The sequence below is a fragment of the Roseibium marinum genome, from assembly GCF_002906165.1.
In the GTDB taxonomy this organism is placed as follows: Bacteria; Pseudomonadota; Alphaproteobacteria; order Rhizobiales; family Stappiaceae; genus Roseibium; species Roseibium marinum.
On record NZ_PPCN01000006.1, the window covers coordinates 92,754 to 117,590 of the forward strand.

Annotated in this window: 26 protein-coding genes; 18 read left to right on the forward strand and 8 right to left on the reverse strand. The window is 60.9% G+C overall.

The window, feature by feature from the left end:
• The first annotated feature begins 6 nt into the window (after positions 1–6).
• The 10 genes from CLV41_RS14815 (at position 7) to CLV41_RS14860 (ending at position 8,369) form a co-directional block, all read left to right on the forward strand.
• Complete coding sequence (locus CLV41_RS14815; RefSeq protein WP_103223195.1) at positions 7–1,455, forward strand: methyl-accepting chemotaxis protein; 1,449 nt, start codon at positions 7–9, stop codon at positions 1,453–1,455.
• Between the two features lie 129 nt (positions 1,456–1,584).
• Positions 1,585–1,875, forward strand: a complete 291-nt coding sequence (locus CLV41_RS14820) for a YciI-like protein (RefSeq protein WP_103223196.1) — start codon at positions 1,585–1,587, stop codon at positions 1,873–1,875.
• Positions 1,876–2,301, forward strand: a complete 426-nt coding sequence (locus CLV41_RS14825) for an EVE domain-containing protein (RefSeq protein WP_103223197.1) — start codon at positions 1,876–1,878, stop codon at positions 2,299–2,301.
• A gap of 34 nt (positions 2,302–2,335) precedes the next feature.
• Entirely contained in the window at positions 2,336–2,995 is a 660-nt protein-coding gene (locus CLV41_RS14830; RefSeq protein WP_103223198.1) for a class I SAM-dependent methyltransferase, read from the forward strand.
• Positions 2,996–3,182: 187 nt separating this feature from the next.
• Entirely contained in the window at positions 3,183–4,355 is a 1,173-nt protein-coding gene (locus tag CLV41_RS14835; protein ID WP_103223199.1) for a M20 aminoacylase family protein, read from the forward strand.
• A gap of 282 nt (positions 4,356–4,637) precedes the next feature.
• A complete protein-coding gene (locus CLV41_RS14840; RefSeq protein ID WP_103223200.1) occupies positions 4,638–5,432 on the forward strand; it encodes an AlbA family DNA-binding domain-containing protein in 795 nt (264 codons plus the stop codon).
• A 1-nt stretch (position 5,433) separates the two neighbouring features.
• Complete coding sequence (locus CLV41_RS14845; protein WP_103223201.1) at positions 5,434–6,207, forward strand: sulfite exporter TauE/SafE family protein; 774 nt, start codon at positions 5,434–5,436, stop codon at positions 6,205–6,207.
• Positions 6,208–6,360: 153 nt separating this feature from the next.
• Positions 6,361–7,473 (forward strand): 3-isopropylmalate dehydrogenase, encoded by a 1,113-nt coding sequence (leuB, locus tag CLV41_RS14850; RefSeq protein WP_103223202.1) that lies wholly within the window; start codon positions 6,361–6,363, stop codon positions 7,471–7,473.
• 79 nt (positions 7,474–7,552) lie between these two features.
• On the forward strand, positions 7,553–7,972 hold the full coding sequence (locus CLV41_RS14855; protein ID WP_103223356.1) for a hypothetical protein: 420 nt from the start codon (positions 7,553–7,555) through the stop codon (positions 7,970–7,972).
• Positions 7,973–7,979: 7 nt separating this feature from the next.
• Entirely contained in the window at positions 7,980–8,369 is a 390-nt protein-coding gene (locus tag CLV41_RS14860; protein ID WP_103223203.1) for a VOC family protein, read from the forward strand.
• 107 nt (positions 8,370–8,476) lie between these two features.
• On the opposite strand, the gene CLV41_RS14865 is transcribed toward CLV41_RS14860, so the two are convergent.
• Together CLV41_RS14865 and CLV41_RS14870 are read right to left on the reverse strand one after the other, a co-directional pair.
• Positions 8,477–9,538: a hypothetical protein gene (locus tag CLV41_RS14865; RefSeq protein WP_103223204.1), complete on the reverse strand. Its 1,062-nt coding sequence runs from the start codon at positions 9,536–9,538 to the stop codon at positions 8,477–8,479.
• 510 nt (positions 9,539–10,048) lie between these two features.
• Complete coding sequence (locus tag CLV41_RS14870) at positions 10,049–10,933, reverse strand: LysR substrate-binding domain-containing protein (protein WP_170107202.1); 885 nt, start codon at positions 10,931–10,933, stop codon at positions 10,049–10,051.
• Between the two features lie 135 nt (positions 10,934–11,068).
• Here CLV41_RS14870 and CLV41_RS14875 point away from each other — a divergent pair, with 135 nt between their 5' ends.
• Positions 11,069–12,250: a GntT/GntP/DsdX family permease gene (locus CLV41_RS14875; protein ID WP_170107203.1), complete on the forward strand. Its 1,182-nt coding sequence runs from the start codon at positions 11,069–11,071 to the stop codon at positions 12,248–12,250.
• A gap of 6 nt (positions 12,251–12,256) precedes the next feature.
• Here the strand turns inward: CLV41_RS14875 and CLV41_RS14880 are convergent, their stop codons facing one another.
• Entirely contained in the window at positions 12,257–12,976 is a 720-nt protein-coding gene (locus tag CLV41_RS14880) for an SDR family oxidoreductase (protein ID WP_103223207.1), read from the reverse strand.
• A gap of 70 nt (positions 12,977–13,046) precedes the next feature.
• Between CLV41_RS14880 and CLV41_RS14885 the strand changes: the two genes are divergently transcribed.
• A complete protein-coding gene (locus CLV41_RS14885; protein ID WP_103223208.1) occupies positions 13,047–13,676 on the forward strand; it encodes a TetR/AcrR family transcriptional regulator in 630 nt (209 codons plus the stop codon).
• Positions 13,677–13,977: 301 nt separating this feature from the next.
• On the opposite strand, the gene ampH is transcribed toward CLV41_RS14885, so the two are convergent.
• Together ampH and CLV41_RS14895 are read right to left on the reverse strand one after the other, a co-directional pair.
• Positions 13,978–15,084, reverse strand: a complete 1,107-nt coding sequence (ampH, locus tag CLV41_RS14890) for a D-alanyl-D-alanine-carboxypeptidase/endopeptidase AmpH (RefSeq protein ID WP_103223209.1) — start codon at positions 15,082–15,084, stop codon at positions 13,978–13,980.
• A 237-nt stretch (positions 15,085–15,321) separates the two neighbouring features.
• Positions 15,322–16,392, reverse strand: a complete 1,071-nt coding sequence (locus CLV41_RS14895) for a helix-turn-helix transcriptional regulator (RefSeq protein ID WP_103223210.1) — start codon at positions 16,390–16,392, stop codon at positions 15,322–15,324.
• A 128-nt stretch (positions 16,393–16,520) separates the two neighbouring features.
• Here CLV41_RS14895 and CLV41_RS14900 point away from each other — a divergent pair, with 128 nt between their 5' ends.
• The 4 genes from CLV41_RS14900 to CLV41_RS14915 all read left to right on the forward strand — a co-directional run bounded on the left by CLV41_RS14900 (position 16,521) and on the right by CLV41_RS14915 (position 20,623).
• The gene (locus tag CLV41_RS14900) at positions 16,521–17,564 is read left to right on the forward strand and encodes an alpha/beta hydrolase family protein (protein WP_208987525.1); all 1,044 of its coding nucleotides are present in this window, start codon (positions 16,521–16,523) and stop codon (positions 17,562–17,564) included.
• 292 nt (positions 17,565–17,856) lie between these two features.
• Positions 17,857–18,669: a T6SS effector amidase Tae4 family protein gene (locus tag CLV41_RS14905; RefSeq protein WP_146048570.1), complete on the forward strand. Its 813-nt coding sequence runs from the start codon at positions 17,857–17,859 to the stop codon at positions 18,667–18,669.
• On the forward strand, positions 18,666–19,163 hold the full coding sequence (locus CLV41_RS14910) for a hypothetical protein (protein ID WP_103223212.1): 498 nt from the start codon (positions 18,666–18,668) through the stop codon (positions 19,161–19,163). The genes CLV41_RS14905 and CLV41_RS14910 overlap by 4 nt, the downstream gene beginning before the upstream one ends.
• 371 nt (positions 19,164–19,534) lie before the next feature.
• Positions 19,535–20,623: a sensor histidine kinase gene (locus CLV41_RS14915; RefSeq protein ID WP_103223213.1), complete on the forward strand. Its 1,089-nt coding sequence runs from the start codon at positions 19,535–19,537 to the stop codon at positions 20,621–20,623.
• A gap of 17 nt (positions 20,624–20,640) precedes the next feature.
• Here the strand turns inward: CLV41_RS14915 and CLV41_RS14920 are convergent, their stop codons facing one another.
• Entirely contained in the window at positions 20,641–21,678 is a 1,038-nt protein-coding gene (locus CLV41_RS14920) for an aldo/keto reductase (protein ID WP_103223214.1), read from the reverse strand.
• 100 nt (positions 21,679–21,778) lie between these two features.
• Here CLV41_RS14920 and CLV41_RS14925 point away from each other — a divergent pair, with 100 nt between their 5' ends.
• Complete coding sequence (locus CLV41_RS14925) at positions 21,779–22,684, forward strand: LysR substrate-binding domain-containing protein (RefSeq protein ID WP_103223215.1); 906 nt, start codon at positions 21,779–21,781, stop codon at positions 22,682–22,684.
• Positions 22,685–22,879: 195 nt separating this feature from the next.
• Here the strand turns inward: CLV41_RS14925 and CLV41_RS14930 are convergent, their stop codons facing one another.
• Together CLV41_RS14930 and CLV41_RS14935 are read right to left on the reverse strand one after the other, a co-directional pair.
• The gene (locus CLV41_RS14930; RefSeq protein ID WP_103223216.1) at positions 22,880–23,077 is read right to left on the reverse strand and encodes a tautomerase family protein; all 198 of its coding nucleotides are present in this window, start codon (positions 23,075–23,077) and stop codon (positions 22,880–22,882) included.
• A gap of 24 nt (positions 23,078–23,101) precedes the next feature.
• Positions 23,102–23,839 carry an SDR family oxidoreductase gene (locus CLV41_RS14935; RefSeq protein ID WP_103223217.1) on the reverse strand — a complete coding sequence of 246 codons (738 nt, stop codon included), beginning with the start codon at positions 23,837–23,839 and terminating at the stop codon, positions 23,102–23,104.
• Positions 23,840–23,936: 97 nt separating this feature from the next.
• Here CLV41_RS14935 and CLV41_RS14940 point away from each other — a divergent pair, with 97 nt between their 5' ends.
• Positions 23,937–24,830: a LysR family transcriptional regulator gene (locus CLV41_RS14940; protein WP_103223358.1), complete on the forward strand. Its 894-nt coding sequence runs from the start codon at positions 23,937–23,939 to the stop codon at positions 24,828–24,830.
• Positions 24,831–24,837 lie beyond the last annotated feature (7 nt).

Sequence of the window (24,837 nt, forward strand, 5' to 3'; positions counted from 1 at the left end):
GAACTTATGTCCGAGCACGCATATGCAAATTCTGAGACCTTCAAGCTTTCAATTGATGAAAGTTCTCCGTCCGAAAACGGTTCGGTTATGGAAGCGATGGGCTCCATAGGCACCAACCTCAGCGGTATCAGTCTCGACGTCGCGGTCTCCGCAGACGAAATTCAGTCCATATCCGGCGTCTTCGCCTCGAACGTGGAAGACTTTTCCATGCTCATCGGGCGGTTCACGGATATCGAATCCGCGACGACTGAAATCTCTACCCAAATCGCCGATGCGGAGAGTATCGCCAATCGCGCCTGTGCGGAGATTGGAAGCTCTCACGGCACGATCGAGACCGCCCGCGAGGAAATCGCGGAACTTCTCAAGGCTGTCAGCGTGGGGCAGGAACGCATGGCGGAACTCAGCGATGTGCTTGGCAAGGTCGGCTCAATAACAAACACGATCAACAATATCGCCCGGCAAACCAACCTTTTGGCGTTGAATGCCTCGATCGAAGCGGCGCGCGCGGGCGACGCCGGACGCGGTTTTCTCGTGGTGGCCAACGAAGTCAAGGAACTGGCGCAATCGACGGCGAACGCAACGTCGGAAATCGAGACTGCGCTAACTGAAATCAAGTCTGGTTTCGAGCATCTCGCGGATACGACAAAACAAACCGGCGAAACCGCGGCCAAGGTCCAGACTCATGCCGGAACCTTCGCGGATATTTTGTTGAAGGTCTCCGGCGACATCCAGGTCATTGGCAAAGCGACCACTTCAATCGACGAAAAAATGGATGATGTGCAGCAGACCTGCGGCCTGTTCCGCGAAACGTCCGGCACGGTCTCCGCAAGCCTGACCGAGTCCAGCACCAAGCTTTCCGACATCGCCCGGACCATGCGCCGGGTCTCCGATGACACCGATGCATTTGTTCTGTTCTCTGCGACCTGCGGGGCCAACAAAAACGAAGCCGTTGTTATCAGATTGGCCGAAGACGCGGCAAAGCGGGTCGCTGAATTGTTTGAGCAGGCCATCGCGACCGGGGAGCTGACGGAAGAGGAACTGTTCGACCGGAACCACACCGAAGTTCCCGGAAGCAATCCACCGCAACACCTGGCCAGGTTCTCCAGATTCAACGACGCGCATGTTTCGCCAATCATCGAGGAAATTGTTGCAAGCGACAAGCGAATTGCCTGGTGTGCTTCGATCGACGATACCGCCTACATATCCACGAACACGAAAGCGGTTTCCAAACCGCAAGGCAAGGATGTCGAGTGGAACATCGCCAACTGCCGCAATCATCGTTACTTCGATGACCGCACAGGTTTACGGGCGGCCAAGAACCGCGATCCGCTTCTGCTGCAAACCTACCAGCGTGACATGGGACGGGGAAACCTCGTACCCATGAAGGACATCAGTGCGCCCATATTCGTAAGGGGCCGGCATTGGGGCGGCTTCCGAATCGGCTACACGCCATAGGCCGAGCGGACATTTGTCTCAAGGCAATCGGAATTGCGGCTTTTCGCGACAGATACCGGCAGCGGCATTGAGTTTGTCAGTCCCCGGCCCTAGGTTCGACGCAGATTCGACAACTTCGGGATTCCTCTCATGCTCTATGCCCTGATCTGCACCGACAAGCCCGGTGCACTGCAGACCCGCCTCGACAACCGCGCGGACCACATCGAATTCCTGAAGGGCCTCGGCGACAGCCTCAAGGCCGCCGGGCCGTTCCTTGACGACGACGGCAACATGACCGGGTCCCTGGTGGTGATCGAAGCGGCCAACCGGGATGAAATCCTCGCGATTTCCCAGGAAGACCCCTATGCCGTGGCCGGTCTGTTCGAAAGCGTGGAAATCCGCCCGTGGAACTGGGCCATCAAGAATCCGGAGGCGAAATAGGTGCAGTACTGGCTGATCAAATCCGAACCGGACAAGTGGTCCTGGGAGCAGCAGAAGGCCAGAGGCGACGCCGGCGAACAATGGGACGGCATCCGCAACTATCAGGCACGCAACAACATGCGCGCCATGGAAATCGGCGACAAAGCCTTCTTTTACCATTCCAATATCGGCAAGGAAGTGGTCGGCATCGTGGAGGTCTGCAGCGGCATCCACCCCGACACCACCATTGACGACCCGCGCTGGGAATGCGTGGATTTCAAGGCTGTTCGTGACGTGCCGAAGCCGGTGACGCTGGCCGACGTCAAGGCGGAACCGCGTCTTGCCAAGATGGCCCTCGTGACCTCCATGCGCCTGTCGGTCCAGCCGGTGACGCAAGAGGAATGGAAGATCGTCTGCGAGATGGGCGGCCTCAAGACACCTGCTTGAAAATCCACAATTGCCTGCCGTGGCGGTGAAGCGAATGACGCCTATCAAGGATCCCATCGACTTCATCCGCCGGGAAACCCGGATAAAGCCGGTGCCACATGCGGAGGAAATCCGGCTGCATGTGGCCGATGAGGCCATGGCGCTGTGGCAGAAGACCGAAGAGGATCTTGGCGAACTCGGTCTCGCCCCTCCCTTCTGGGCCTTCGCCTGGGCAGGCGGCCAGGGTCTTGCCCGCTATATTCTCGACACGCCGGATCTTGTCAGGGACAAACGGATTGTCGACTTTGCCTGTGGCTCCGGCCTTGTGGGCATCGCCGCCATGATGGCCGGCGCCGCCTCCTGCCATGCGGTCGACATCGACCCCTTCGCCCTTGCCGCGACGGGCCTCAATGCGGAGCTCAACGGTGTCGTGCTCAGTCTCGAAATGGCGGATATCACCGCTTCGCCGCCGCCGGCCGCCGACATCGTCTTTTGCGGTGACGTTTTTTACGACAAGGCGATGGCGGAAAAGGTGCTTGGCCTGATGGACCGGCTGCTGGACCGGGGCACCGATATTCTGGTCGGCGATCCGGGCAGATCCTACCTGCCGAAAGCCCGGCTGACTGAGCTTGCCTGCTATAATGTGCCGGTTGTCGGGGCGCTCGAGGACAATGAGATCAAACGCACCGCCGTCTTTCGCATGGAGAAAAAATAATCCTGCATTGACGGATTATCGGAACCGGTCCACCGCCTTTGTCCATGTACAAAAGTTTTTCCCCTCAACCACTTCCCCTTTTTGCCGCTTGAGGTAGGTTATTGCCAACACCTTCCGCTTCGACGGCCGGGATTGGTTTTGGGCGCACCGTACGCTCTTCCGATCCGCTGTTTTTCAGGAGTCCTTCATGCCCGTCATTAACCGCCTCGCTGATCTGAGCGACGAGATCACGGCCTGGCGCCGTGATTTTCACGAAAATCCGGAAATCCTCTATGAGACCGTCAGGACCGCCGGCAAGGTCGCTGAACTTCTGGAGAGCTTCGGCGTGGACGAGGTCACGACAGGCATCGGCAGAACCGGTGTCGTGGGCGTGATCAAGGGCAGGAACGGCGGCGCCGGCAGGACCATCGCCCTGCGCGCCGACATGGACGCCCTGCCGATCGAGGAGATCACCGGCAAGCCCTATGCTTCCAGGGTTCCCGGCAAGATGCACGCCTGCGGCCATGACGGCCACACCGCCATGCTGCTGGGCGCGGCGAAATATCTCGCGGAGACCCGAAACTTTGACGGAACGGTGGTGGTGATCTTCCAGCCGGCCGAAGAAGGCGGTGCCGGGGCCAAGGCGATGATCGAGGACGGTCTGATGACCCGCTGGCCGATCGAGGAAGTCTACGGCATGCACAATTACCCCGGCCTGCCGGTTGGCGAATTCGCGATCCGCAAGGGCGGGATCATGGCGGCAACGGACGAATTCCTGATCCGGATTCACGGCCGCGGCGGCCATGCGGCCAAGCCGCACGAGACCATCGATCCGATCGTCGTCGGCGCGCAGATGGTCAGCGCCCTGCAGACCATCGCCAGCCGCAATGCCAACCCGCTCGATTCCCTCGTCGTCTCCGTGACCGTTTTCCAGGGCGGCAATGCGTTCAATGTCATTCCGCAGGATGTGACGCTGCGCGGCACCGTGCGCACTCTCTCCCCGGCCATGCGCGATCTGGCGCAGCAGCGCATGGAGACCATCGTCAGGTCGGTCGCGGAAACATTCGGCGCGACAGCCGAGCTGCAGTTCACACGGGGCTACCCGGTCACCGTCAATCACGACGCGCAAACCGACTTCGCGGCTGAAATCGCCGAAGGCATTGCCGGTGTGGGCAAGGTCGATCACGAAATCGAGCCGATGATGGGCGGCGAGGATTTTTCCTACATGCTGGAGGAACGCCCCGGCGCCTTCATCTTTGCCGGCAACGGCGACAGCGCCGGTCTCCATCACCCGGCCTATGATTTCAACGACGACCTGATCCCCGTCGGTTGTTCCTACTGGGTGAAACTGGTCGAAACCGCCATGCCCGCCGCGGCGTGACCTGCAGGGTTTCAATCTCTTCGCAGTCCGCATCCGGGATTGCATACTTGGCGTAGGACAATCCCCCTCACCGTCGTCATGCCCGGACTTGATCCGGGCATCCATGCCGCTTCATATCTCCAGGCTCAACCTTGGAAGTTCGCTCCGTCATGGCTTGGATCACCGGGTCAAACCCGGTGATGACCGCAAATAGAGGATGGACCGAGTTTCGTTTTCCAAATTAACGCCTGACGCTTTAAGCTGGCGCCAGTCGTTGCAGCAATTTTCCCGGAACTATCCGATATGACGCTTTCCCCGTTCAAACTCTCCTTTCTGGCGGCCTATGTGCTTGCAGGGGCCGTGGTCGGTGTTCTGGTCATTCATCCCCTGAACCTGTTGGTGATCTGGTGGGAACTGGCGCGTTCGCCCGAGACGACGCCGAACCTGTTCCAGTTTATCAACGCCCGGCTGTGGCTGCTGATCCTGCCCCGCCATCTCGATGTGGCCATCGCCTATACGGCGCTTGGCGCTGTCATCGGCCTCGTCTTCGGCATTTTTACACGCAAATACATGCGCACGTCCGAAGCCTACCGGTCCCTGCGCGAGGAACAGATCGCCCTCATTCCGGATCTGATGCGGCAGGGGGAGACCCGACGGGTCGAATTCAAGTCCTCGCTGCGCTGGGACCTGAAGGAAAAACACGTCAACCGCGAGCTGGAAAAGGTCATCGCCAAGACGATTGCCGGGTTTTACAATGCCGATGGCGGCCACCTTCTCATCGGTGTGGACGACAATGGCCGGCCGCTCGGTCTCGAGCAGGATCTGGCGACCCTGAAGAGCCCCGATCTCGATTCCTTCGAGCGCACGATCAACGACATTGTTTCCAAGACCCTCGGCGGCGACCTGTGTCCCTATCTCCACACCGTCTTTGCCAGGGTGGAGGGCAAGGATGTCGCCATGATCATCGTCAGCCCGGCGCCGCGCGCGGTCTATCTGGAGGAAAACAAGGCCTCGGTCTTCTACCTGCGCAGCGGCAATTCCACACGCAGGCTCGACGTGCGGGAAGCCGTCAACTACGCCAACACGAGATGGTCGTGACGTGAGTGCATTTCTGGCCCTGCTGCTCCCCGAGCAAATCGGCTCGGCGGCGACAGTCTTCCTGATCCTGATAAGTTTCTTCACCTCCGCCCTTACGGCAGCCGTCGGACTGGGTGGCGGCGTGGCGCTGATCGCGGTCATGGCGGCGGTCATGCCCGCCGGCGCGCTGGTGCCCGTGCACGGCGTTGTCCAGCTCGGCTCGAATGCCGGGCGGGCACTCGTGCAACTCAAACATGTCGACTGGCTGATCGCGCTCTGGTTTGCCGTGGGTGCCGCATTCGGCGCGGCAATCGGCGGCGCGATCGCGGTCGAATTGCCCTCGGCGGTCCTGAAAGCCGGCATTGGCCTGTTCGTTCTCTGGCTGGTCTGGGGCAGGGCGCCCAGATTCGGCAAGGCCCGCAAAAGGGCGATGTCCGCCGCCGGGTTCGCTTCCACATTCCTGTCGATGTTCTTCGGCGCCGCCGGCCCGATCGGTGGCGCGGTCCTGTCCACACTCGGCCTGCCGCGTCACGGCTTCGTTGCCAATCAGGCGGTCACGGCGCTGATCATGCATGTCTTCAAGATCGTCGCCTTTGGCGTGCTCGGCTTCGCCTTCGCGCCCTGGGCGGGCCTGATCCTCCTGATGGTCGCCAGCGGCTTTCTGGGAACGCTCGCCGGCAGCCGCCTGCTCGGACGAATGGACGAAAAGACCTTCAGGACCGGCTTCAGATGGGTGATGACCGCGCTTGCGCTGAACCTGCTCTGGCAGGCTGCGCGGTCATGGTCCAGTTCCTGATCAGGAGCCTGAGCGACACACCAGTTCGGTTGCCGGATTGACCTTTCGCATATGCACGCTTGAGTTCTTCGCAACCGGCTTTGCCTTGAAAGACCCGGGCTGACGCGGTAACTGAGCGCGAACGAATTTCCAACAATGCGGGATGGAACGTCCATGGCTTCTCAAAATCTTCTGCTTCTGCCGGGTGACGGCATTGGCCCGGAAATCATGCCGGAAGTGAAAAAGGTCATTGCCTGGTTCAACAAAAACGGCGGCATGTCCTTTGAAACCGACGAAGGCCTTGTCGGCGGCTCGGCCTACGATGCCCACGGCCAGTCGATCTCCGAGGAAGACATGGCCAAGGCCATGGCGGCGGATGCGGTCATCTTCGGCGCCGTCGGCGGTCCGAAGTGGGACGACGTTCCCTATGAGGTGCGCCCGGAAGCCGGCCTGCTGCGCCTGCGCAAGGACATGCAGCTCTTCGCCAACCTGCGCCCCGCCATCTGCTACCCGGCCCTTGCCGATGCATCGTCCCTGAAGAAGGACATCATCGAAGGCCTCGACATCCTGATCGTGCGCGAGTTGACCGGCGGCGTCTATTTCGGCGAGCCGAAGGAAATCCGGGATCTCGGCAACGGCCAGAAGCGCGGCATCGACACCCAGGTCTATGACACCTACGAGATCGAACGCATCGCCGGGGTCGCCTTCGAGCTGGCCCGCACGCGGGGCAACAAGGTCACCTCCATGGAAAAACGGAACGTGATGAAGTCCGGCGTTCTGTGGAACGAGGTCGTCACCCAGACCCACAAGAATGCCTACCAGGACGTCCAGCTCGAGCACATGCTGGCCGATGCCGGCGGCATGCAACTCGTCCGCTGGCCCAAGCAGTTCGACGTCATCGTCACCGACAACCTGTTCGGCGACATGCTGTCCGACGTTGCCGCCATGCTGACCGGTTCGCTCGGCATGCTGCCGTCGGCCTCCCTCGGCGCACCGGATGCGGTTACCGGCAAGCGCAAGGCGCTGTACGAGCCGGTCCATGGCTCCGCTCCGGACATTGCCGGAACCGGCGCCGCCAACCCGATCGCCATGATCGCCAGCTTCGCCATGGCGCTGCGCTATTCCTTCGAGGAAGTCGCGGCGGCCGACAAGCTGGACAAGGCGATCGCCAACGCCCTCGACAAGGGCCTGCGCACAAAGGACATCGCGGCCAAAGGCGAGGCGACCATCTCCACCGCCGAAATGGGCGACGCCATCGTTGCCGAACTGGACGCGCTCAGCGCTTAACGGCAGGCTTCGTTTGCATGAAAGGCCGCCAGCGGATATCCCGGTGGCGGCTTTCCCTCTTCCCGACCAGGCTGATCAGATGAACGAAGACAAACTCGCCCCTTTTCTCGGCACTTGGATTCTCGACGCGGAGGAAAGCGATTTCGAGCAGGGCGATCCGCCGAAAAGCGCCACCTTGAAGATAGACGACAATTTCGGCATGGCCGTGTTCACGATGAATCAGGTCGACGCCGACGGCGAGATCACCAACGACACATTCGAGGCCATGCCCGACGGGCCTGAGGTCAAGCTGGGAAAAAGCGGCCTGGTCGATGCCATGCGCCTTGTGTTTCAGGGCGACCGCAAGCTGGTTTCCGAAGCCCGCCGCGGCGGGCTGACGCTGATGAAGGCGGAGCGCGAACTGTCCAACGACGGCGGCACCCTGACAATCACCCAGACAGTGCACTTGGTCGACGTGGCGAGCTTCACCAACATCACCGTCTACCGCAAGGCGCAATAGACTCCCCATGAAACAGGTCATCGGCGCCGTTGCCCTGGTCGTGCCGGATTATGACCGGGCAATCGCCTTCTACACGCAAAAGCTCCGCTTCGACCTGATCGAGGACACGCATCTGTCGGACAGCAAACGCTGGGTGCTGGTCGCCCCGAAAGGCAGCGCGGAAACGCGTCTTCTGCTTGCGCTCGCGGACAGTGACGACCAGCGCGCCACCATCGGCAAGCAGGCGGGCGGACGGGTGTTCCTGTTCCTGGAGACGGACGATTTCGACCGCGACCATCAGGCGATGCTGGACAAGGGCGTCCAGTTCCTGGAGGAGCCGCGCAAGGAAGCCTACGGCAAGGTGGCCGTGTTCCAGGATCCATTCGGCAACAAATGGGACCTGATCGAGCGAGTCTGACGGCTTCTTCAGGACAATTCGCTCTGACATCCGTTTTCGCGCCACGAGGCGAAACCTGAGGACCTCCCGAACACAACCTGTAGGCCTCTGAGGGACGATCCATTTGCCTACCCGAGCAGCGACCTCTTGACGTCCACTGCGTTGCTGTTTGCGAGCTGAAGCACGGCTGTGTGGGCACACCTTACCGTCTCGTGGGTGACGTTGCCGTAAAAGTCGGTTCCTGGAAGGAAGAACGGGCCGCCGAACACACCCTGGTAGAGCTCGTTGATCCTCTTGATGACCACGTCGCCAATCTCCTGGAATTTCACTTCATGATACGTCGCGGCCTCCGGCGTATTGGTCCTGTGCGGGCGGGGATAGGAACGGCTCCAGGGATTGGTATCGATGGTCTTGCGTTCAACCACTCCCTTCTCGAACCCTCGAAACCCCGGCCTCTTGTTATAGGTCGTGGTTTTCATGTAATCGCGCCCGAGAATATAGTTCATCCAAAAGGCGAGCTCGATCCGGCTGGCCTTTTCGGGAATGTTGATGGCTGTTTTCGGCGGGTGAAAAAACGGGCTGGAATTGAGAAGCGTCTGGACCGAAGCCTCACCCTTCAGGTGCTCATGCACCCACCGCGCGGTTTGGCTCACGCCGATCGACCACCCAAGCACCAAGTTTACCAGGTTATTCTGAAAAACCTGCGCGTATGTTTTGCCGTCATGCCCCCCCTTCGGCAAGGTGGCTTTTTGTTCGACTTGCGCCAGAGCCTCTTTCAGCGGCGCGGTAACCTTCGACTGCGCCTCGTCCCAAAGGCTGCCCATGATCAGCTTCGCGGTTGCGTTCTGGTCCGTCCAGGCGATGGCCGACTTGGTCGCGTCCCAGCCCTTGTGCACGGCAAAGGCAGTCGCTTTTCCCTTGACGACCTGTGCGGTCACCTCCTTGAGCGCAGACTTGCCGTAGACCGACATCAGGATGCTGCCTCCGCAAAGCGACAGGGCCGACATAATCAGCGCCGCCCTTTGTTCGGCTTTCTCCTTGTCCCTCTTTTCCTGTTCGTCGAGCTTGTCCTTGAATTTGTTCAAGGCAATGCAATACGCCGAACCGAAATCGTTACAGCGGATTGTCCATTTGTTCTGGGCTTCGGAAAGGTGCCGGTCCATATATTTCGAATTTTTCTCGTCAGTCATCTTTCTTCCATGTGCCTTCGATCGAGAGAGCCCGCTCGTGCCGGATTGGCTCCGCGGTTCGCAGCAGCGACGAAGGAATTGATCTGGGAAAATGAGCTGAACCCTTCCCTTCCACGCTGGAAGCCACGAACTAGGTGATGAATTGTCCGGTTACCTGTGACGCTCGGCACCGCAAACGACTAGACGAGCGCCTTTCGCCCCGAGGCCTTCTCCTGTCCAGCGAACACGCGCTGAACTTTTGTCGCGAGCACGGTTTCCGTTCGGCCGAAGAAGAAGAACAGACAACATGTCCGGCGTTCTGGCCGAAGACAGGGTTATGTGCTTTGACGGAGAACAGAAGGACTGAGGTTAACTGACGACAGCGGGCGGGAGTTTTGCTTGAACGGAGACGCCCGGGTCAGTGAGTGATGGTCCGGTTTTGGTGAGGAGCGCACAATTGTTTTAAGGTGAGCCAACGGAAGCTGAGCGGACTAAATGGGCGTTCGCTAATCCTCCATCGATGGCAGCTTGCTATTCTGCCTTGCCGAACTGATCGGCAAGCCACAGCCGCACGGCCTCTATCGCTTTTGAAGTCGCATGGCCGTTGGGGCGCACGAACCAGTAGGCGTGGCTTGCTTGCAGTGAAACCGGGAAGGGCGCGACCAACCGCCCGGCCGCGATGTCGTCGGCCACGAGGAGCGAGCGCCCGAGCGCCACACCCTGATGATCGAGAGCCGCCTGCAGAATGGCGCCATCATCCCCGAGGCGCGGACCCGTGGGAGGAGACTGCCCGCATCCCGCTGCCGCGAACCAGGCGGACCAGTCCTCGGGGATGTCACCGTAAAGGAGAGTGGCGCGATAGAGGTCATCCGGGGCGTGCAAACCTAGGGCGCGGGCGTATTCCGGGGAGCAAACCGGGCGGACGGTCTCGGTCCCGAGTTTGACAGCCTCCAGGCCGGCTGATGGCATTGGACTGTATCGCAGCGCTGCGTCGACCCCTTCGGCGGAAAAATCCACCAGGTGGCGTGACGCGGTGATGCGCAGATCTATATCGGGGTAGCTGGCCATGAACCGGCCCAGGCGTGGTGCGAACCAGCGAGTCGCGACAGAGGGGAGCATCGATATCGTGACGACCTGTTCAGAACGTCTGGCCTCCGCAACCGCGCTCCACATGCGGGCGAACGTGTCCGCCAGTTGACCTGCCAGACGCTCGCCCGCCGGAGTCACCGTCAGCCTTGCGCCTTTGCGCACAAACAGCGGAATGCCCAATGTGGCCTCAAGGTCGGAGACTTGCCGCGACACGCCGCTCTGGGTGATGCCTAGCTCTTCTCCCGCCGCCGTGAAGCCACCGCAACGGGCTGCCGCTTCGAACACCTGAAGGGATCTCAGCGGCAGACCTTCATGAGTTGTACTCATGCTGTTTCTCATCTTTTCTCATTTTAACTGGTTCAAATCATAAAGTATCATGACTTTAACTCAAACATAAGGCGGTCTCCAAAGATGTCTGACGCGCAGCCTTCGTTATCTCGCCCCATAACACTGAGCAGCCATATGCCGGACTTGCCGCTGGTGGTCTGGATGGTCCTCCTCTCGATCGGACTCGGGTTGGCGGGCGGGCTTGGCGCGACAGAGACGGTCGCCGCCTTCAACACCGGGTTCGGGCGCGCCCTGGGCGAGTTCGCCCTGATCCTGCTGCCCTCTTTCACCCTTGCAGCGGCCTTGTCGCGTCAGGATGTGGCCTCTGAAGCTGCCGGACGGACAGCGGCCCTGGCATCTCCAGTTGCGGGTGCGGGCATGATCTGCCCCGATACAGCCTATGCGGCGCTGTCTCCGGCGGCAGGGCGCTACAAGCTGAGCCTGGCGTTCGGCGCCTATGCCGGGTTCAAGCTGCTCTATCCGGCGGGGCCTTTGATTGTGGCGGCGGGGCTCGGCGCGGCAAACGCGACCGAAGTTCAACCGATTGTTCTGCTGCTCTGTGGCGTACTGCTGACGGTGCCCGTCTGGGCGGCAGGGGCCATGTGGGGGCGCTTTGCCACCCGGACGGGCAATGTCGCCGCCGGAGTCTCCAGTGTCGCCACCGATGCCGAAGATCAAAAGAGCGACGGCCGGCTATGGGTCACTTTCGCTCCCTTCGTGGTCATGGCGGGCCTGCTCACAGTCGGTGGCCTTGTTGGCCGGACCGGCATCGGCGTGCTCGATTTTCTCCTCTTCCCGAAGGGGGCCCTGATCGCCGCGGCAATTCTGGCATTGCTGCAAACGCCCGCTGCAGCGCGGCGGGACTGTCTGGACAGCGCCGTCCGGCGGACGGGATCGCTGTTGCTGGTGATCGGTGCCGCAAGTGCCTTCGGTGCGGTGCTCACCGGGATGGTCGCTTTAGACCGCCTTGTGCCGCCCGGCAGTGGAACACTGACGCTTCTGGCACTCTTTGCGCTGACCGTTTTGTTCAAACTGGCGCAAGGATCGTCCATGGCAACCTTTGCCGCTGTCGCCCCTGTGGCCGCACCCATCGTTGTTGCCAGCGGCGTGGATCCTATCGCCGCCGTCTTTGCCATCTGTCTGGGGTCTTTCGTCGCGATCCTGCCGAACGACAGCTACTACTGGCTCGTGCGCCGCGATGCTCTAGAGCATGAGAAGAGTGAGATAAGCGTTATCCGTATCCTTGCTGGGGGTGCGTTGGTACAGGCGCTTGTGGGCATGGCGCTCCTGCTCTCCGTGGTGGCGCTGTGGCCATAACCCATCTCACCACGGCGTCACCCCACCCGGCTCGACAAAACCTCCACTCGCCTCGCCGCCAAGCGCATATTGCACCGGCAGTCTGGCGCCCTCCTCCGGCGTCATGGTGCCCTGGCCGGTCAGGTCGGTCTTGACGAAGCCGGGGCTGACCGAATTGACCTTGATGCTTGTGCCGCGCAGTTCTTCGGCAAGTTCGACGGTCAGCATGTTCAGCGCCGCCTTCGAGGCGTTGTAGCCGATGAACTGCGCCGCGTAATACGGCGAGGCCGGATCTCCATTGAGCGTCAGCGATCCGAGCGAGCTCGACAGGTTGACGATCCGGGCGGCCGGCGCGGCGCGCAGCAGCGGCAGCATGGCCTGGGTCACGGCGAGGGTGCCGATGAAATTGGTGTTCATCACCCGGCGGACCGCCTCGATGGAGGCCCGGCCGGGAGGGGCATCGGCGAAATTGAAGATGCCCGCATTGTTGACGAGGATATCGAGACGGCCGTGCCTGGCGCCGATCTCTTCCGCTGCGGTCGCGATGCTCGCCGGATCGTCGAGATCGAGGCGGACTGTCTGCGCGCCCAGGCCACTGGAGGCCAGATCCGCCACCGCTGCCTCGGCCCGGCCCGTGTCCCGCGCCCCCAGAATGACATCGATCCCGGCGCCCGCGAGCTGGCGGGCGATCTCCAGACCGATCCCCTTGTTTGCCCCCGTGATGAGCGCGATGCGTGTCTTTTCCATGAGCCGTCCTTTCCTTGCAATAGCTTCCTGCCCTAATATATGAAGGATGCCTCAGGTTTAGGATTCGCATTTGACCGCTTCCACGCCCCCTGCCCTGAAACCCAGAAAAAGGCCGCGCCAGGAGCGCGCGCGTGTCACGGTGGACGCGATTTTCGAGGCGGCCATTCAGGTTTTGCTGAGCGACGGCCTGCCCCGGCTGACGACCACGCGGGTGGCGGAGCGGGCCGGCGTATCGGTTGGCACGATGTACCAGTATTTCCCCAACAAGCAGGCGCTGATCTACGCCCTCAGCGAGCGCTATCTTGAGGCACTCGCCGAAAAGATAGAGCACACCTGCCGGGCCCATCGCGGCGCGCCGCTCGCCCGGATGGTGGAGGCCCTTGTCGACACCTACTGGCGCGCCAAGACCGAACGGGCCGATGTGACGCGCGCGCTTTACCGCTCGGTAGTGGAAATGGACAATGATTCACTCGTCGAGGCCTTCGCCGCGCGCGTCAACATCGCGACCACCGCCATGCTCGCCAGCGCGCCGGATGCGGCTCTGGAAAATCTGGAGTCGACGAACCTGACGCTTGTCACGGTCATCTTCGGCACGGTGCGTAACGCCTTCGAGCGTAATCTGTCCCCGGACAAGGCGGAAGAATTACGCCGCCAGCTCGTGGTCATGTGCAACGCCTATCTGGACACGGTCCGGATATGAACGCTCGTTTTCCCGGGTCGGAACAAACCGGCGCCGGCCTTTTCTTTAAGCCCGGATCTCCCGGTTTGTTTGCGTCTTCCCTTTGGGGGAGAAACGTCTTCGACAGGAGAGAAGGGGACGTCAGCCTCTCGGAATGACGAGGCTTTCGCGGAATGCACCGCGCCACGTCCCCCTCAGTCTGTTCATGGACATCCTTCCCGTAAAGGGGAAGACATGGTGCAAACGCAAGCTCCGTTCCTGAACAGGATACGGATCCCGTCCTGAGAAAGCACCTTTCACACGCCCTGACAGGCAGCCTGCCTTAGCGTGGCGCCAAAACGGCGATCAGGTCGTTGACGACATTGGCCATTTCCATGCTGGCGGAAAAGTTGAACTGGTTGATCGACATGAAGATGCCGACGCCCCGGCTCGGGGCGAACGCCAGGTAGCTGAACACTCCGTGGCTGCCGCCGGCCTTCTGGATGATCAGCGGACGGTCGCCTTCGGGCATCATGATGACCCAGCCAAGACCCATGGCATTCATATGGCCGGATTCGTCCAGGCCGTAGACCGGGTCCATCCCGTCGCGCATCACCCAGGCCGCATGGCTTATCGCCCGCGCTTCCATACCCTCGCCGCCGAAGCGGTCGAGGTTCCATTCCAGGTAGCGCAGCATGTCATTGGCCGTGGTGTAGAGCTGGGACGCGCCCGATCTGTTGGGGATCGGTTCGCCCGGGTCCATCTCGTTGCCGTTCCAGTCATAGCCGGTCAGAACGGTGCCGCTGGTCGGCTTGGCATAGCCCGTCGCGGTCAGTCCGATCGGATCAAGCACCTTCTCCTTCAGAAGCGCCTCGTAGGGCTTGTCGGCCGCACCCGACAGGGCCATCGCCAGCACGTCGAAACCGATGTTGGAATAAAGCAGCCCGGTGCCGGGCGCGAACAGCAGTCCGCCATCTTTCAGGTTGGCCTTGAACGAGGCATCGCTGTATTTCTCGACGTCCGGGACCTGCTCCAGTTCGCGGGGCAGGCCGCTGGAATGGGTGGCAAGGTCGACGAGGCGGATCTGGTGACCATCGCGCTCCGGCAGCCTCTCGACGAGATCGACCAGCGGACCGGCCGGGTCGGTCAGCGCGACAGTGCCCTCGGCGGCAAGGTTCGCAAGGGTGAGGCCCGTGAACGACTTGGTGATGGAGCCGACGCCGATCGCCGTATCCCCGTCAGGCGCAACACCGCTGTCCTTGCTGGTCTCGCCGACACCGAAAACCGCGGTCTCCCCGTTGCGTACGGCGGCAATGACCACTCCCGGCACAGCCGTGTCGAGATAGAAGATCTCGGCAGTGAATTCCAGTGTCTCGGAAAGCAGTGCGTCTTCGGCGAAGGCGGGTGTCGCCGCGGTCGCGAAGGCAAGAATCAAGGCTTTGAATTTCATGGAAATATCCTGATAAATGAAGATGCGTCCACACTCACAGTTGCGGTTCCGTCACGGTAGCCCCCAGGGAACTGCCATGCCAGAAAAATGTAAATCCGGACGTTCCGATCGACTTGCGGACCGGGACTGGCGGGAATTGATGGCACGACAGATATGAAATTACCGTTGATTTCAATGGCCGCACGGCATTCCGGCAAGACGCCACCGCAACTGCGTTGAAACGATCGGGAACCGGCATCATGCCTGCTCCGGCCCGGCGCGATCCGCTTCCCTTTCCGGTCTGGCGGACAGCCGGTATTCGGTGGGCGATTGGCCATAGACCCGCTGGAACTCGCGATAGAAGTTCGATCGCGTCATGAACCCCGATTGCACCGCGATCCTTGTAACGCTGTCATCGGCCTCAACCAGCAGCCGGGCCGCATGCGCCAGCCGGAACGTATTCACATACTGCGAAACGTTGGACCCCTGCGTTCTGTTGATCGCGGCGGACAGGCTGCGCGCCGGCAGGTGAAGACGCCTGGCAAGCCGTTGAACGGTCAGGTCAGGGTCCAGGAACAACTGCTGCTCATCCATCAGTGTCCGCAATCTCGCCTCGACCTCCGCGTCCTCGGGCTCGGGTGCCGGCATCGCCTGCGCCGCCGCGCGCGACCGGGAGAACATCAACGGCAGGGTGACGAGGGCCGCAAGCAGCAGCAGGATCAGCGGAACGGTGCCATAGGAGATCAGCCTGGCGACGTTGCTGCCCCGATTGACCGCGAAATCAACCGCGATCGCGGTGTCCAGAAGCAGCAGGAAAATCAGAAACCCGATGCCGCGCAGGATCCAGTTGGACAAGCTGCGGGTCATGTCGACGCGCGCGAAAATCAATGCGTCCGGGCCTTTTCGCCACAACAGGTAAAGGGCGAGAGCGTAGACCGCATAGCTGGCGCTGATCAGCCAGTCGAGAGCCCTCAGGTCTTCGGCAAGGAGCCAGAACAAGCCCATCGCAATGAAAGGCGCACCGAGGTGAAACAGGATGCTCCTGGCGAGATCGCGTTTCTCAACCGTCATCGAGGCAAAGCCCAGATACAGCAAGGGCGCCACAAACAGCGGCAAGGTGCGTTGCAGCGGGATCAGAGCGTCGAAGCCGTAGCCGAACCGCAGGGCGACGAAATAGGCGGAAACGGCGCCCAGTGCGAAGAAGGCCGAGAACAAGGCGTTGGCCCGGACGGGCCCCAGTTCCAGCCGCCAGACCAGTAGGGCCAGCACGCTGCACAACAGTGCGGTGAGCATCGGCAGTGGAAAACTGACCAGCGCAGGGTCGTCCATCTGTCCTCTTTCTGTCGGGACCTGTCCTCGATCAGGATGAAGGACAGGTATAGACGGCCCAACCCGTTGATTCAAATTGGTTTGCCGCCCAGCTTCGATATCACCTGAAACCAGTATCGGTGCTTACAATGAAACGCATAGCATTCCTTCTTGCCGCGATTTTTACGGCCTTTACCGCCTCGGCGCAGGCGCAGTCCTATCAAGCGGCCATGAGCGTCCTGGAAATCGCCGACCCAGACCCCGACCCTGCCGGCGCCCGCGATCTCGAGGGTTTTCTCTGGTACCCCACGGATGCGGCCGAACCGCTGACCTACGACTTCGACAGCAAGGTCTGGGCCGGGACGCGGGTGGTGAAAGACGCGGATCCCGCAAAAGGCCCTTTCCCGCTTGTCGTCCTGTCGCACGGGATGTTCGGCAATGCCTACAATCAGGCCTGGCTTGCCGGTGCCCTGGCCCGGCGCGGCTATGTTGTGGCCGCGATCAGCCACCCCGGCACCTCCACCTGGTCGCGCGATCCGGACCTGACGCGCCAACTGTGGGAACGGCCGAAGGACATCTCCCGGGTCATCGACCACATACTCACCTCCCCGGACCTTGCGCTTCTCGTTGATCCGGACAGGATTTTCATGGCCGGCCATTCGCTGGGCGGGTTCACCGCCGTCGCCCTGGCGGGCGGCCGCTACGACGCGGCGCGGCTGAAACGGTTCTGCGGCACAACGCCGGACGAGCTGGTCTGCGGTATTCTTGGCGGCTGGAAAATCGCGCAAACGGATCAGGACCGCACCCAAATGGAAGCGGACCTGTCCGATCCCCGCATCAGAGCCTTCGCGGTTTTCGATCTCGGCGGAACGCAGAGCTTTTCCGACGCCAGCCTTGCCCGGATCGACCGGCCCATGCTGATCTTCGGGGCGCCGATCATGAATTCCGGCCTAACCCTCGACATCGAATCCCGTGCCCTGATCGCATCCCTGCCGTCCGGCAAGACCCGGTACATCGAACCTGAAACCCTGTCGCACTTCGATTTCCTCGGGATCTGCAAACCCGGAGGGTTCGAGCTCCTCGCGAAAGAGGAACCGGGGGATGAAATAATCTGCGAGAACGGCGGCGCGCCGCGCGCCGCCAAGCATGAGATGATCATCGACGCCGTCACCGGCTTCTTCTCAAAGTCCTAGAATCCGGCCCCCATAAATGAGCATCGTGCGTTCATTCGAGCGCTCGATGCTCCAACACTTGATGGGCGCGCGGGCCTTGCAGGACACCATGTCCTGAAGAATGAGGGCGTATCCGGCAAGCGCAATAACAGTTCCGGAACAAGTTTCGAATATGCAGCTCTTGCGCGTCCCCGACCTGCTGTGTCATCCTGCGTTGCATATATTGGCGCGCAACCGGACCCGGGCGCTCCCCTTAAATTTTATTCTTGCTTGAGCCAACACTTTTTAAATTCCAACAGACAGGAGCGGTATTTTGACGCTCAGAATAGAAATAGTCAGCATCGCCTATGCTGGAGGCGACCTTGGAAAAGAGCTTCGCGCCGGTTTCAAGGTCAATGGCACCGTGACCCAACGGGATTTCACCCTCTCGCCGGGGAGGACATGGAAGCCTCCGATGCGCTGGGTGTTGCTGAACGATTCAAGGGCCCCGGCGGCGGCCGGAAGCAGCCAGACCGTGAATATCACGATCACCGAACGCGATTTCTTCTGCAACGATGTCGGCAGCAGTACCTTCACCTTCACGGCTCCGCGCCACAGTTTCGTTGAAAAGACTTTTACCCAGACCGTGACCGTGTCCGAGGGCAGCGTAACAGCGACCTTCACTGTTACCTTCAAGATCAAGTGCATACACTCTCTTTTCGAAACCCTTTGGCAAAACCACCCGACGACTCGTGGCAATAACGAACCGTGCCAGTCAAACGGATCCTCCAGTTACGAGAACCAGTGCGCCATACGCATGGGGCTGACGCTTGACAGATCCGGCATACCGATGACCAGCTATAACGGCGCTTATTGCTGGCACGGACATGGCCACGAACATATTTTGCGCGTGGAAGAACTGATAAGCTGGCTTCAAGGTCAGACGACCGTGCTCGGCACTCCGACGACCCACCGGTCCGTCACCAGCGCGACCTTTGCAAATCAGGTCGGCCTCGCCGCGTTCATCAATTTCTGGGGGACGGGCAATCAGGGCGATCATATCGATCTGTGGAACGGCACAATCGTTCGGCGCGGCGATCCGGACTATTTCCGAAGATCCGAACGTGTGGTGTTCTGGCAACTATGAACCGGTTCCTTCTCATAGCGGGTTTGGCGGTGGTGCTTCTGGGGGGTGGACTTTTTTACCTCTCCCCGGCGCAGCAAGGCGAGCAGCCGGTGAAACCGGAAGACCCGGAAAGGGTTGAAAAGGCCGCTTTCAACGGTTTCGACCTGTCGCTTTCAGCACCGGGTGAAACTTGCCGGCTTCATTTCGAAAACGGGCAGGTCTCGGGTGACGTGGACCTGTCCCTGCCGCCGCCCTGCCGGTTCATGCGCGATGCCGAAGGCAGGCCGCAATTCTATAGCGAAAACGGGCGTCAGCTTATTGCCGTCGTGGGCGGCGTGCCCGCCGAGGATCCGATCGACCCGCTTACCATGCGGCCGGACTGTGGCATCGGATTGGCCGGTATCGAATTTTCAGATGGAACCTTCACGGCGACCGATTACACGATGGGACCGGGTGTCTTCTGCGCCCTCATGGGGCTCGAACAACGCGAAATCTGGCTTCTCCTGAACGGTTGAGGGCAACAACAAACGCGGAACCGGCGTTGTCGTTGCCCGTTGGATCGAAGGCATTATTTCCTGACGCGGCAATCATCCGGCATCACAAACACCTCGTCCGGCGGTCATACCCACCGTCCTTGATTTCCTCGGCGAGAACTATGGTGTGGCCGCAAGACGTCGCTGAAAAAGCCGAAAAATCAGAAGAATAGAGGGACCTGGCAGCAGCCCCTCCGCAACTTCCGCGTGTACATCAGGACAAAAAGCCGGTTCGCCGCGATTTTTCGCCTTTTTGTCGTTCCGGCATATCTTTTGTTATTGCGGCCCTTTCGCAGTCTGATAATTGGCTTAGGAATGAGGCTTCACGATTGGAGCCCGCTTGGAGTTACAAGATGATAGCCGCGTCTTTGCGCGATCTACAGGCAGGCGTGCGCAAGCCATTCAGCAAATTTTTCGGGAGTGGCCGCTCCCTCGCGACCTACAACATCGAAACCGCGTTTCCATCGCTTTCACCTGTGTTGGTCCAGGTCCTGTTCGCGCTGTTATGCACCGTGTCGGGTATCAGCTTGCGATGGTTGCTCGATCTTCTTTGGAGCGGCGCCGGGCCCTTTGCCCTGATGGTTCCCTTCGTGCTGCTGGCGACCCTGTTCGGCAAATGGCAGTCCGGATTGCTGACGGCCGTACTCTCCTCGCTCTACGCCTGGTACTACGTTCTCCCGCTCCATGGCAGCTTGGCATTCGAGGTTCCCAGCGACGGTCCGCGGGTCATCGTGAATATCCTGGCGGCCTTCTTCGTGGTGGCTCTGGCTGAACTCTTCCGGCGCACCATGTGGCAGGCCCTTGCCGACCGGGAAATGCTGTTGAGGGAAATCGAGCACCGCGTCCAGAACAACTTTGCTTCCGTCGCAAGCCTGCTGCGCTTCCAGATGCGCGAACATGCGGAGGACGAGACGATCATGTACGCGCTCCAGGCCGCGCTTGGCCGGGTAGAGAGCTACGCGACTGTAAACTCCTTTCTGTACCGTGGTGAACAATACACCGGAACGGTCCACCTGCCTGCCTATCTGGCGGAGCTGTGCGGCAACCTCGAAAAATCGGCCCCTGTCGACAAAGGCATTTCCATCCGGACGCAAATCGCCAACTTCACCTGGGAACGGGACAGCACCATTGTTGTCGGCCTCCTGATCAACGAACTGGTGACCAATGCCTATAAGCACGCTTTCACCGGCAGGCCCGGCGGCGTGATCGAAGTCAGCATGCAGGGAACCGACAAGGCCTGGTCGCTGGAGGTCTCCGACGACGGCGTCGGTTTCGCCGGGCTCGCGGAGCGCGGATCCCTCGGTGTAAAGCTCATCTCCACCCTCGCCACCCAGCTTGGCGCCCAGGTGGAAGTTTCCTCAGACGAAAACGGCACACGCTACAGCATCGGAACGAAGTCGGGGCCGATGGCGGCGGAAGGCGCCACCGCCCGATCCAGCTGAAGCGTTTATGTGTGTGCCTACCCGGCCAGAGGCGGATTCAACAGGGCAAAGCCTTCCTGCCGCCGGTACGGGAAATGCGGATAAGGCGCCGTTACCGCGCTGGCAGCGTCCAGCCTGCCGATCTGCTCACCCGAGAGGGACCAGCCTACAGCGCCAAGATTCTGGCGAAGCTGGTCCTCGTTGCGCGCGCCCATGATGACAGAGGAGACCGTCGGACGCTGCAAAAGCCAGTTGAGCGCGACCTGGGGCACGGTTTTTCCGGTCTCGCGGCTCACCTCTTCCAGCACATCCACCACCTTGAAAAGATGGTCGTCGTCCACAGGCGGACCGAAGCCGGCCGTCTCGTGCAGACGGCTTCCCTCAGGCAATGACGCGCCCCGCCTGATCTTGCCGGTCAGCCGTCCCCAGCCGAGCGGGCTCCAGACGAGCGCTCCGATCCCCTGGTCGGCACCGAGCGGCATCAGGTCCCATTCGTAGTCGCGGCCGACCAGCGAATAATAGACCTGGTTGGCGACGTATCGCGGCCAGCCGTTTTTCTCCGCGACCGCCAGCGACTTCATGATCTGCCAGCCGGAAAAGTTGGAGACGCCTGCATAGCGGATCTTGCCGTCCCGAACGAGTGTGTCCAGCGTGGCAAGCACCTCCTCCACCGGCGTGAAAGCGTCGAAAGCATGAAGCTGGAAGATGTCGATATGATCGGTGCCGAGCCGCTTCAGCGCGTCTTCCACCGACCGGATCAACCGCAGCCGCGACGATCCTGCGTCATTGGGTCCGTCCCCCATCGGCAGGCCTGCCTTTGTCGAGATAAGCACCCTGTCCCGCCGCCCCTTGACCGCCGCGCCCAGGACTTCTTCCGACGCGCCGCCGGAATAGACGTCGGCGGTGTCGAAGAGGTTGACCCCCGCTTCGAGACAGATGTCGACAAGGCGGCAGGCTTCCTTGACGCCTGTATTCCCCCAGGCGCCAAACAAGGGTCCTGATCCGCCAAAGGTGCCGGTGCCGAAACTGAGGACAGGGACTTTCAGACCGGATCGGCCGAGCGTGCGGTATTCCATCGGATGTTCCTTTCGGTTGTCGCGTTGGTGGAAAGATAGACGCAGACCCATCGTTGATTTAGGGTGCCGCCAAGAACATCATCTATGAATTGAAGGACACATGGCACGCTCTGAAGTCAATCGGTCCGGAGAAATGGAAGTCTTCGTGCAAGTGGTCGAACAAGGGGGCTTTTCAGCCGCCGCCCGCACCTGCCTTATGACACCGTCCGCCGTCAGCAAACTTGTCTCGCGCCTGGAAACCCGGTTGGGTGTGCGGCTCGTCAATCGTTCGACTCGCGCCCTTCAGCTCACTCCCGAGGGGTGTGCGTTTTATGAACGGTCCACAGGCATCCTCGCGGACATTGAGGACGCGGAACGCGGCGCGCGTGCCGGGGAAGAGCCTGTCGGGCGCATCCGCCTCAACACCAGCGCCTCCTATGCGGCCCATATCCTGGCGCCGGTCCTGCCGATGTTTCTGGAACTCCATCCCGGCATCACGCTCGATCTCGTCCAGACGGACAGGATCGTCGACCTTCTGACGGAGCGGACGGATGTGGCGGTGCGCGCCGGTCCGATGAAGAGTTCAAGCCTCGTCGCCCGCAAACTCGGCGAGACCGCCATGGTCATCGTCGGCTCTCCCGCCTATCTCGAGCGTTTCGGAGCCCCGGCCAGCGTTGAAGATCTCGAGAAGCATCCCCGGCTGGGATTCCGTTATGTCAGAACGGTGGACGGCTGGCCGCTGAAGGAAAAGAGCGGGACCATAGTCCTGCCGGTTGCCGGCCGGGTGCAGGCAAGCGACGGCGAAGCCCTCCGCCGTCTCGCCCTGACCGGAAACGGGCTCGCCAGGCTGGCCGCCTTTACGGTCCGCGACGACATTGCCGCCGGCCGTCTCGTCCCGGTACTCGATCGTCTCAATCCCGGTGACCGGGAAGCCTTTCATGCCATCCACATCGGTCAGGGCGGCCCTTTGCCCTCCCGTGTCCGGGCCCTTCTGGATTTCCTGGCGGAGCATGGCAGGGTTTCCTGAGCCGGCGGACCTTCAATCGACCTGACCCGGAACCAAAAAGGCCCGGCAGCCGAAACCGCCGGACCTTCCTCGCAAAGGTGTTCGATCCCCTTGTGGTGATGGATCACAAAGATCAAATGGCCACTGCGAGCAGTGACGACGCGGAACCAGCGCTGTGAACACCCGTTGGATCGAAAGCATTATTCCCTGACACGGTCAGTCATCCGGCATCACGAACACCTCGTCCGCGCGGCCATATCCGCCGTCCTTGATTTCTTCGACCAGAACCATGGTCGTGGGCCGCACGGTTTCGCCGAAAAAGCCGACCATCAACTCGGTTGTCTTGTGGATCAGATCTTCCTTCTGGGCGCTCGTAAGCGAATCCTGCGGGAGTTTGTAGTTCGCAAAAGGCACGGTTTTTCCTTTCAGGGAGGGGTGTCAGATCACGCCGCCATTGGCACGAAGTGTCTGGCCGCTGATCCAGCGTCCGTCAGGGCCGGTCAGGAAGGCGACCGCGGATGCGATGTCTTCAGGTGTCCCGAGGCGATTGAACGGGTTCATCTGCCGGATTTTTTCGACGACGGCATCCGGTTTTCCGGCCATGAAAAATTCGGTTTCGACGGGACCCGGCGCGACGCAATTGACGGTGATGCCGCGCGCGCCGAGTTCCTTTGCCAGCACATGGGTCATTGCTTCCACGGCGGCCTTCGTCGCGGCGTAGACGCCATATGCCGGTTGATAAAGGCCGACGACGCTCGATGACAGGCTGACGATTGTTCCATTGTCCGCCAGTCGATTTGAAGCTTCGCGCAGACCCCGAAAAGTTCCGCCGATATTCACGGCGCACTGAGCGTCGAAATCGGCGTCGGAAACAGCGCCGACCGGCCCGACGCGCATGATGCCGGCGTTGTTCACAAGGACCGACACCGGGCTGAAAGCCTTTTCCGCAGCATCGAACAGATCTGTCAGGCACTGCGGCTCCGCGACATCCCCTTTTACGGCCAGCGCCTTGCCGCCCGCGCCTTCAATCGCAGCGACAACCCGATTGGCGCTGATCTCGTCACGCGCGTAATTCACCACGACCGCGTGGCCGTCCCGCGCGAGGCGAAGCGCGATAGCCGCGCCGATGCCTTTGCTGCCACCTGTCACGATGGCTGTCTTGAGTTCCTGTGTCATACCGGTCTCCTTCTTGCTGAGAGAGAACCTAGTGATAAATATCCAGCGAATAATCTGTCTATTTTTGGAAACATAATTCGGATATTACGAACAAATGATCGATCGCCTCGAAACAATGCGCCTGTTCGTTCGGGTGGTGGAACGCGGCAGCTTCTCCAAAGCCGCCGCCGATCTGAATGTTCCCAGATCGACTGCAACGGAAGCTGTCCAGCGTCTGGAGAAAAATCTCGGCAGCAGGCTGCTGGAACGAACGACACGGCATGTCGCTCCCACCCCCGATGGCGATGCCTATTACCGGCGCTGTGTGGCGATCCTGGCAGATCTGGAGGAGGCCGAGGGTGCTCTCAGGGGACACGAACCCTCCGGCGTATTGCGGGTCGATGCCCCTGGAACGCTGACCCGCGTTTTTCTCCTGCCGCATCTGTCCGGGTTTTTCGAAAAATACCCCAGGATCACCCTGCAGCTGGGCCAGACCGAGCGGCTGGTGGATCTGGTCCGGGAAGGCGTCGATTGTGTCATCCGGGCCGGAGACCCCGACGACAGCGGCATGATCATGCGCAAACTGGCAAGCATCCCTGAAATCACCTGCGCCAGCCCGGACTATCTCGAACGTCATGGAACCCCGTCATCGGTCGGGGACCTCGCGGGTCATCGCATGGTCGGCTTCTTGTCCTCGCGCACCGGCGCGGCCCTTCCGTTGGAGTTCCGGCGTGGTGACGGCTATGAAGAAGTCACTCTGCCCGCGACGGTGATCGCCAACGATGCCGACACCGTTCATCATCTGGCCCGGCAAGGCTTCGGGCTGGTTCAAGCGCCCAGATATCGCTTTATGGAAGATCTTGCCGCTGGTCGATTGGTGGAAGTATTGCCCGGAGCCCCGCCTCCACCCTTGGCCCTGGCTGCATTTTATCCGCAGAACCGCCAGCTTTCCCCTCGTGTCAGGGTATTTCTGGATTGGATCGGCCGCATATTTGATGGCGTGGAGATGTGAAATACCG

Excerpts from the sequence above, each read along its gene's own strand:
- leuB (WP_103223202.1), top strand. The coding sequence starts at position 6,361 with ATGGCTTCTCAAAATCTTCTGCTTCTGCCGGGTGACGGCATTGGCCCG.
- CLV41_RS14925 (WP_103223215.1), top strand. The coding sequence starts at position 21,779 with ATGGCACGCTCTGAAGTCAATCGGTCCGGAGAAATGGAAGTCTTCGTG.
- CLV41_RS14855 (WP_103223356.1), top strand. The coding sequence starts at position 7,553 with ATGAACGAAGACAAACTCGCCCCTTTTCTCGGCACTTGGATTCTCGAC.
- CLV41_RS14830 (WP_103223198.1), top strand. The coding sequence starts at position 2,336 with ATGACGCCTATCAAGGATCCCATCGACTTCATCCGCCGGGAAACCCGG.
- CLV41_RS14870 (WP_170107202.1), bottom strand. The coding sequence starts at position 10,933 with ATGAGTACAACTCATGAAGGTCTGCCGCTGAGATCCCTTCAGGTGTTC.
- CLV41_RS14880 (WP_103223207.1), bottom strand. The coding sequence starts at position 12,976 with ATGGAAAAGACACGCATCGCGCTCATCACGGGGGCAAACAAGGGGATC.
- CLV41_RS14820 (WP_103223196.1), top strand. The coding sequence starts at position 1,585 with ATGCTCTATGCCCTGATCTGCACCGACAAGCCCGGTGCACTGCAGACC.
- CLV41_RS14915 (WP_103223213.1), top strand. The coding sequence starts at position 19,535 with ATGATAGCCGCGTCTTTGCGCGATCTACAGGCAGGCGTGCGCAAGCCA.
- CLV41_RS14815 (WP_103223195.1), top strand. The coding sequence starts at position 7 with ATGTCCGAGCACGCATATGCAAATTCTGAGACCTTCAAGCTTTCAATT.
- CLV41_RS14910 (WP_103223212.1), top strand. The coding sequence starts at position 18,666 with ATGAACCGGTTCCTTCTCATAGCGGGTTTGGCGGTGGTGCTTCTGGGG.
- CLV41_RS14860 (WP_103223203.1), top strand. The coding sequence starts at position 7,980 with ATGAAACAGGTCATCGGCGCCGTTGCCCTGGTCGTGCCGGATTATGAC.
- ampH (WP_103223209.1), bottom strand. The coding sequence starts at position 15,084 with ATGAAATTCAAAGCCTTGATTCTTGCCTTCGCGACCGCGGCGACACCC.
- CLV41_RS14865 (WP_103223204.1), bottom strand. The coding sequence starts at position 9,538 with ATGACTGACGAGAAAAATTCGAAATATATGGACCGGCACCTTTCCGAA.
- CLV41_RS14835 (WP_103223199.1), top strand. The coding sequence starts at position 3,183 with ATGCCCGTCATTAACCGCCTCGCTGATCTGAGCGACGAGATCACGGCC.
- CLV41_RS14875 (WP_170107203.1), top strand. The coding sequence starts at position 11,069 with ATGCCGGACTTGCCGCTGGTGGTCTGGATGGTCCTCCTCTCGATCGGA.
- CLV41_RS14920 (WP_103223214.1), bottom strand. The coding sequence starts at position 21,678 with ATGGAATACCGCACGCTCGGCCGATCCGGTCTGAAAGTCCCTGTCCTC.
- CLV41_RS14840 (WP_103223200.1), top strand. The coding sequence starts at position 4,638 with ATGACGCTTTCCCCGTTCAAACTCTCCTTTCTGGCGGCCTATGTGCTT.
- CLV41_RS14895 (WP_103223210.1), bottom strand. The coding sequence starts at position 16,392 with ATGGACGACCCTGCGCTGGTCAGTTTTCCACTGCCGATGCTCACCGCA.
- CLV41_RS14900 (WP_208987525.1), top strand. The coding sequence starts at position 16,521 with ATGAAACGCATAGCATTCCTTCTTGCCGCGATTTTTACGGCCTTTACC.
- CLV41_RS14935 (WP_103223217.1), bottom strand. The coding sequence starts at position 23,839 with ATGACACAGGAACTCAAGACAGCCATCGTGACAGGTGGCAGCAAAGGC.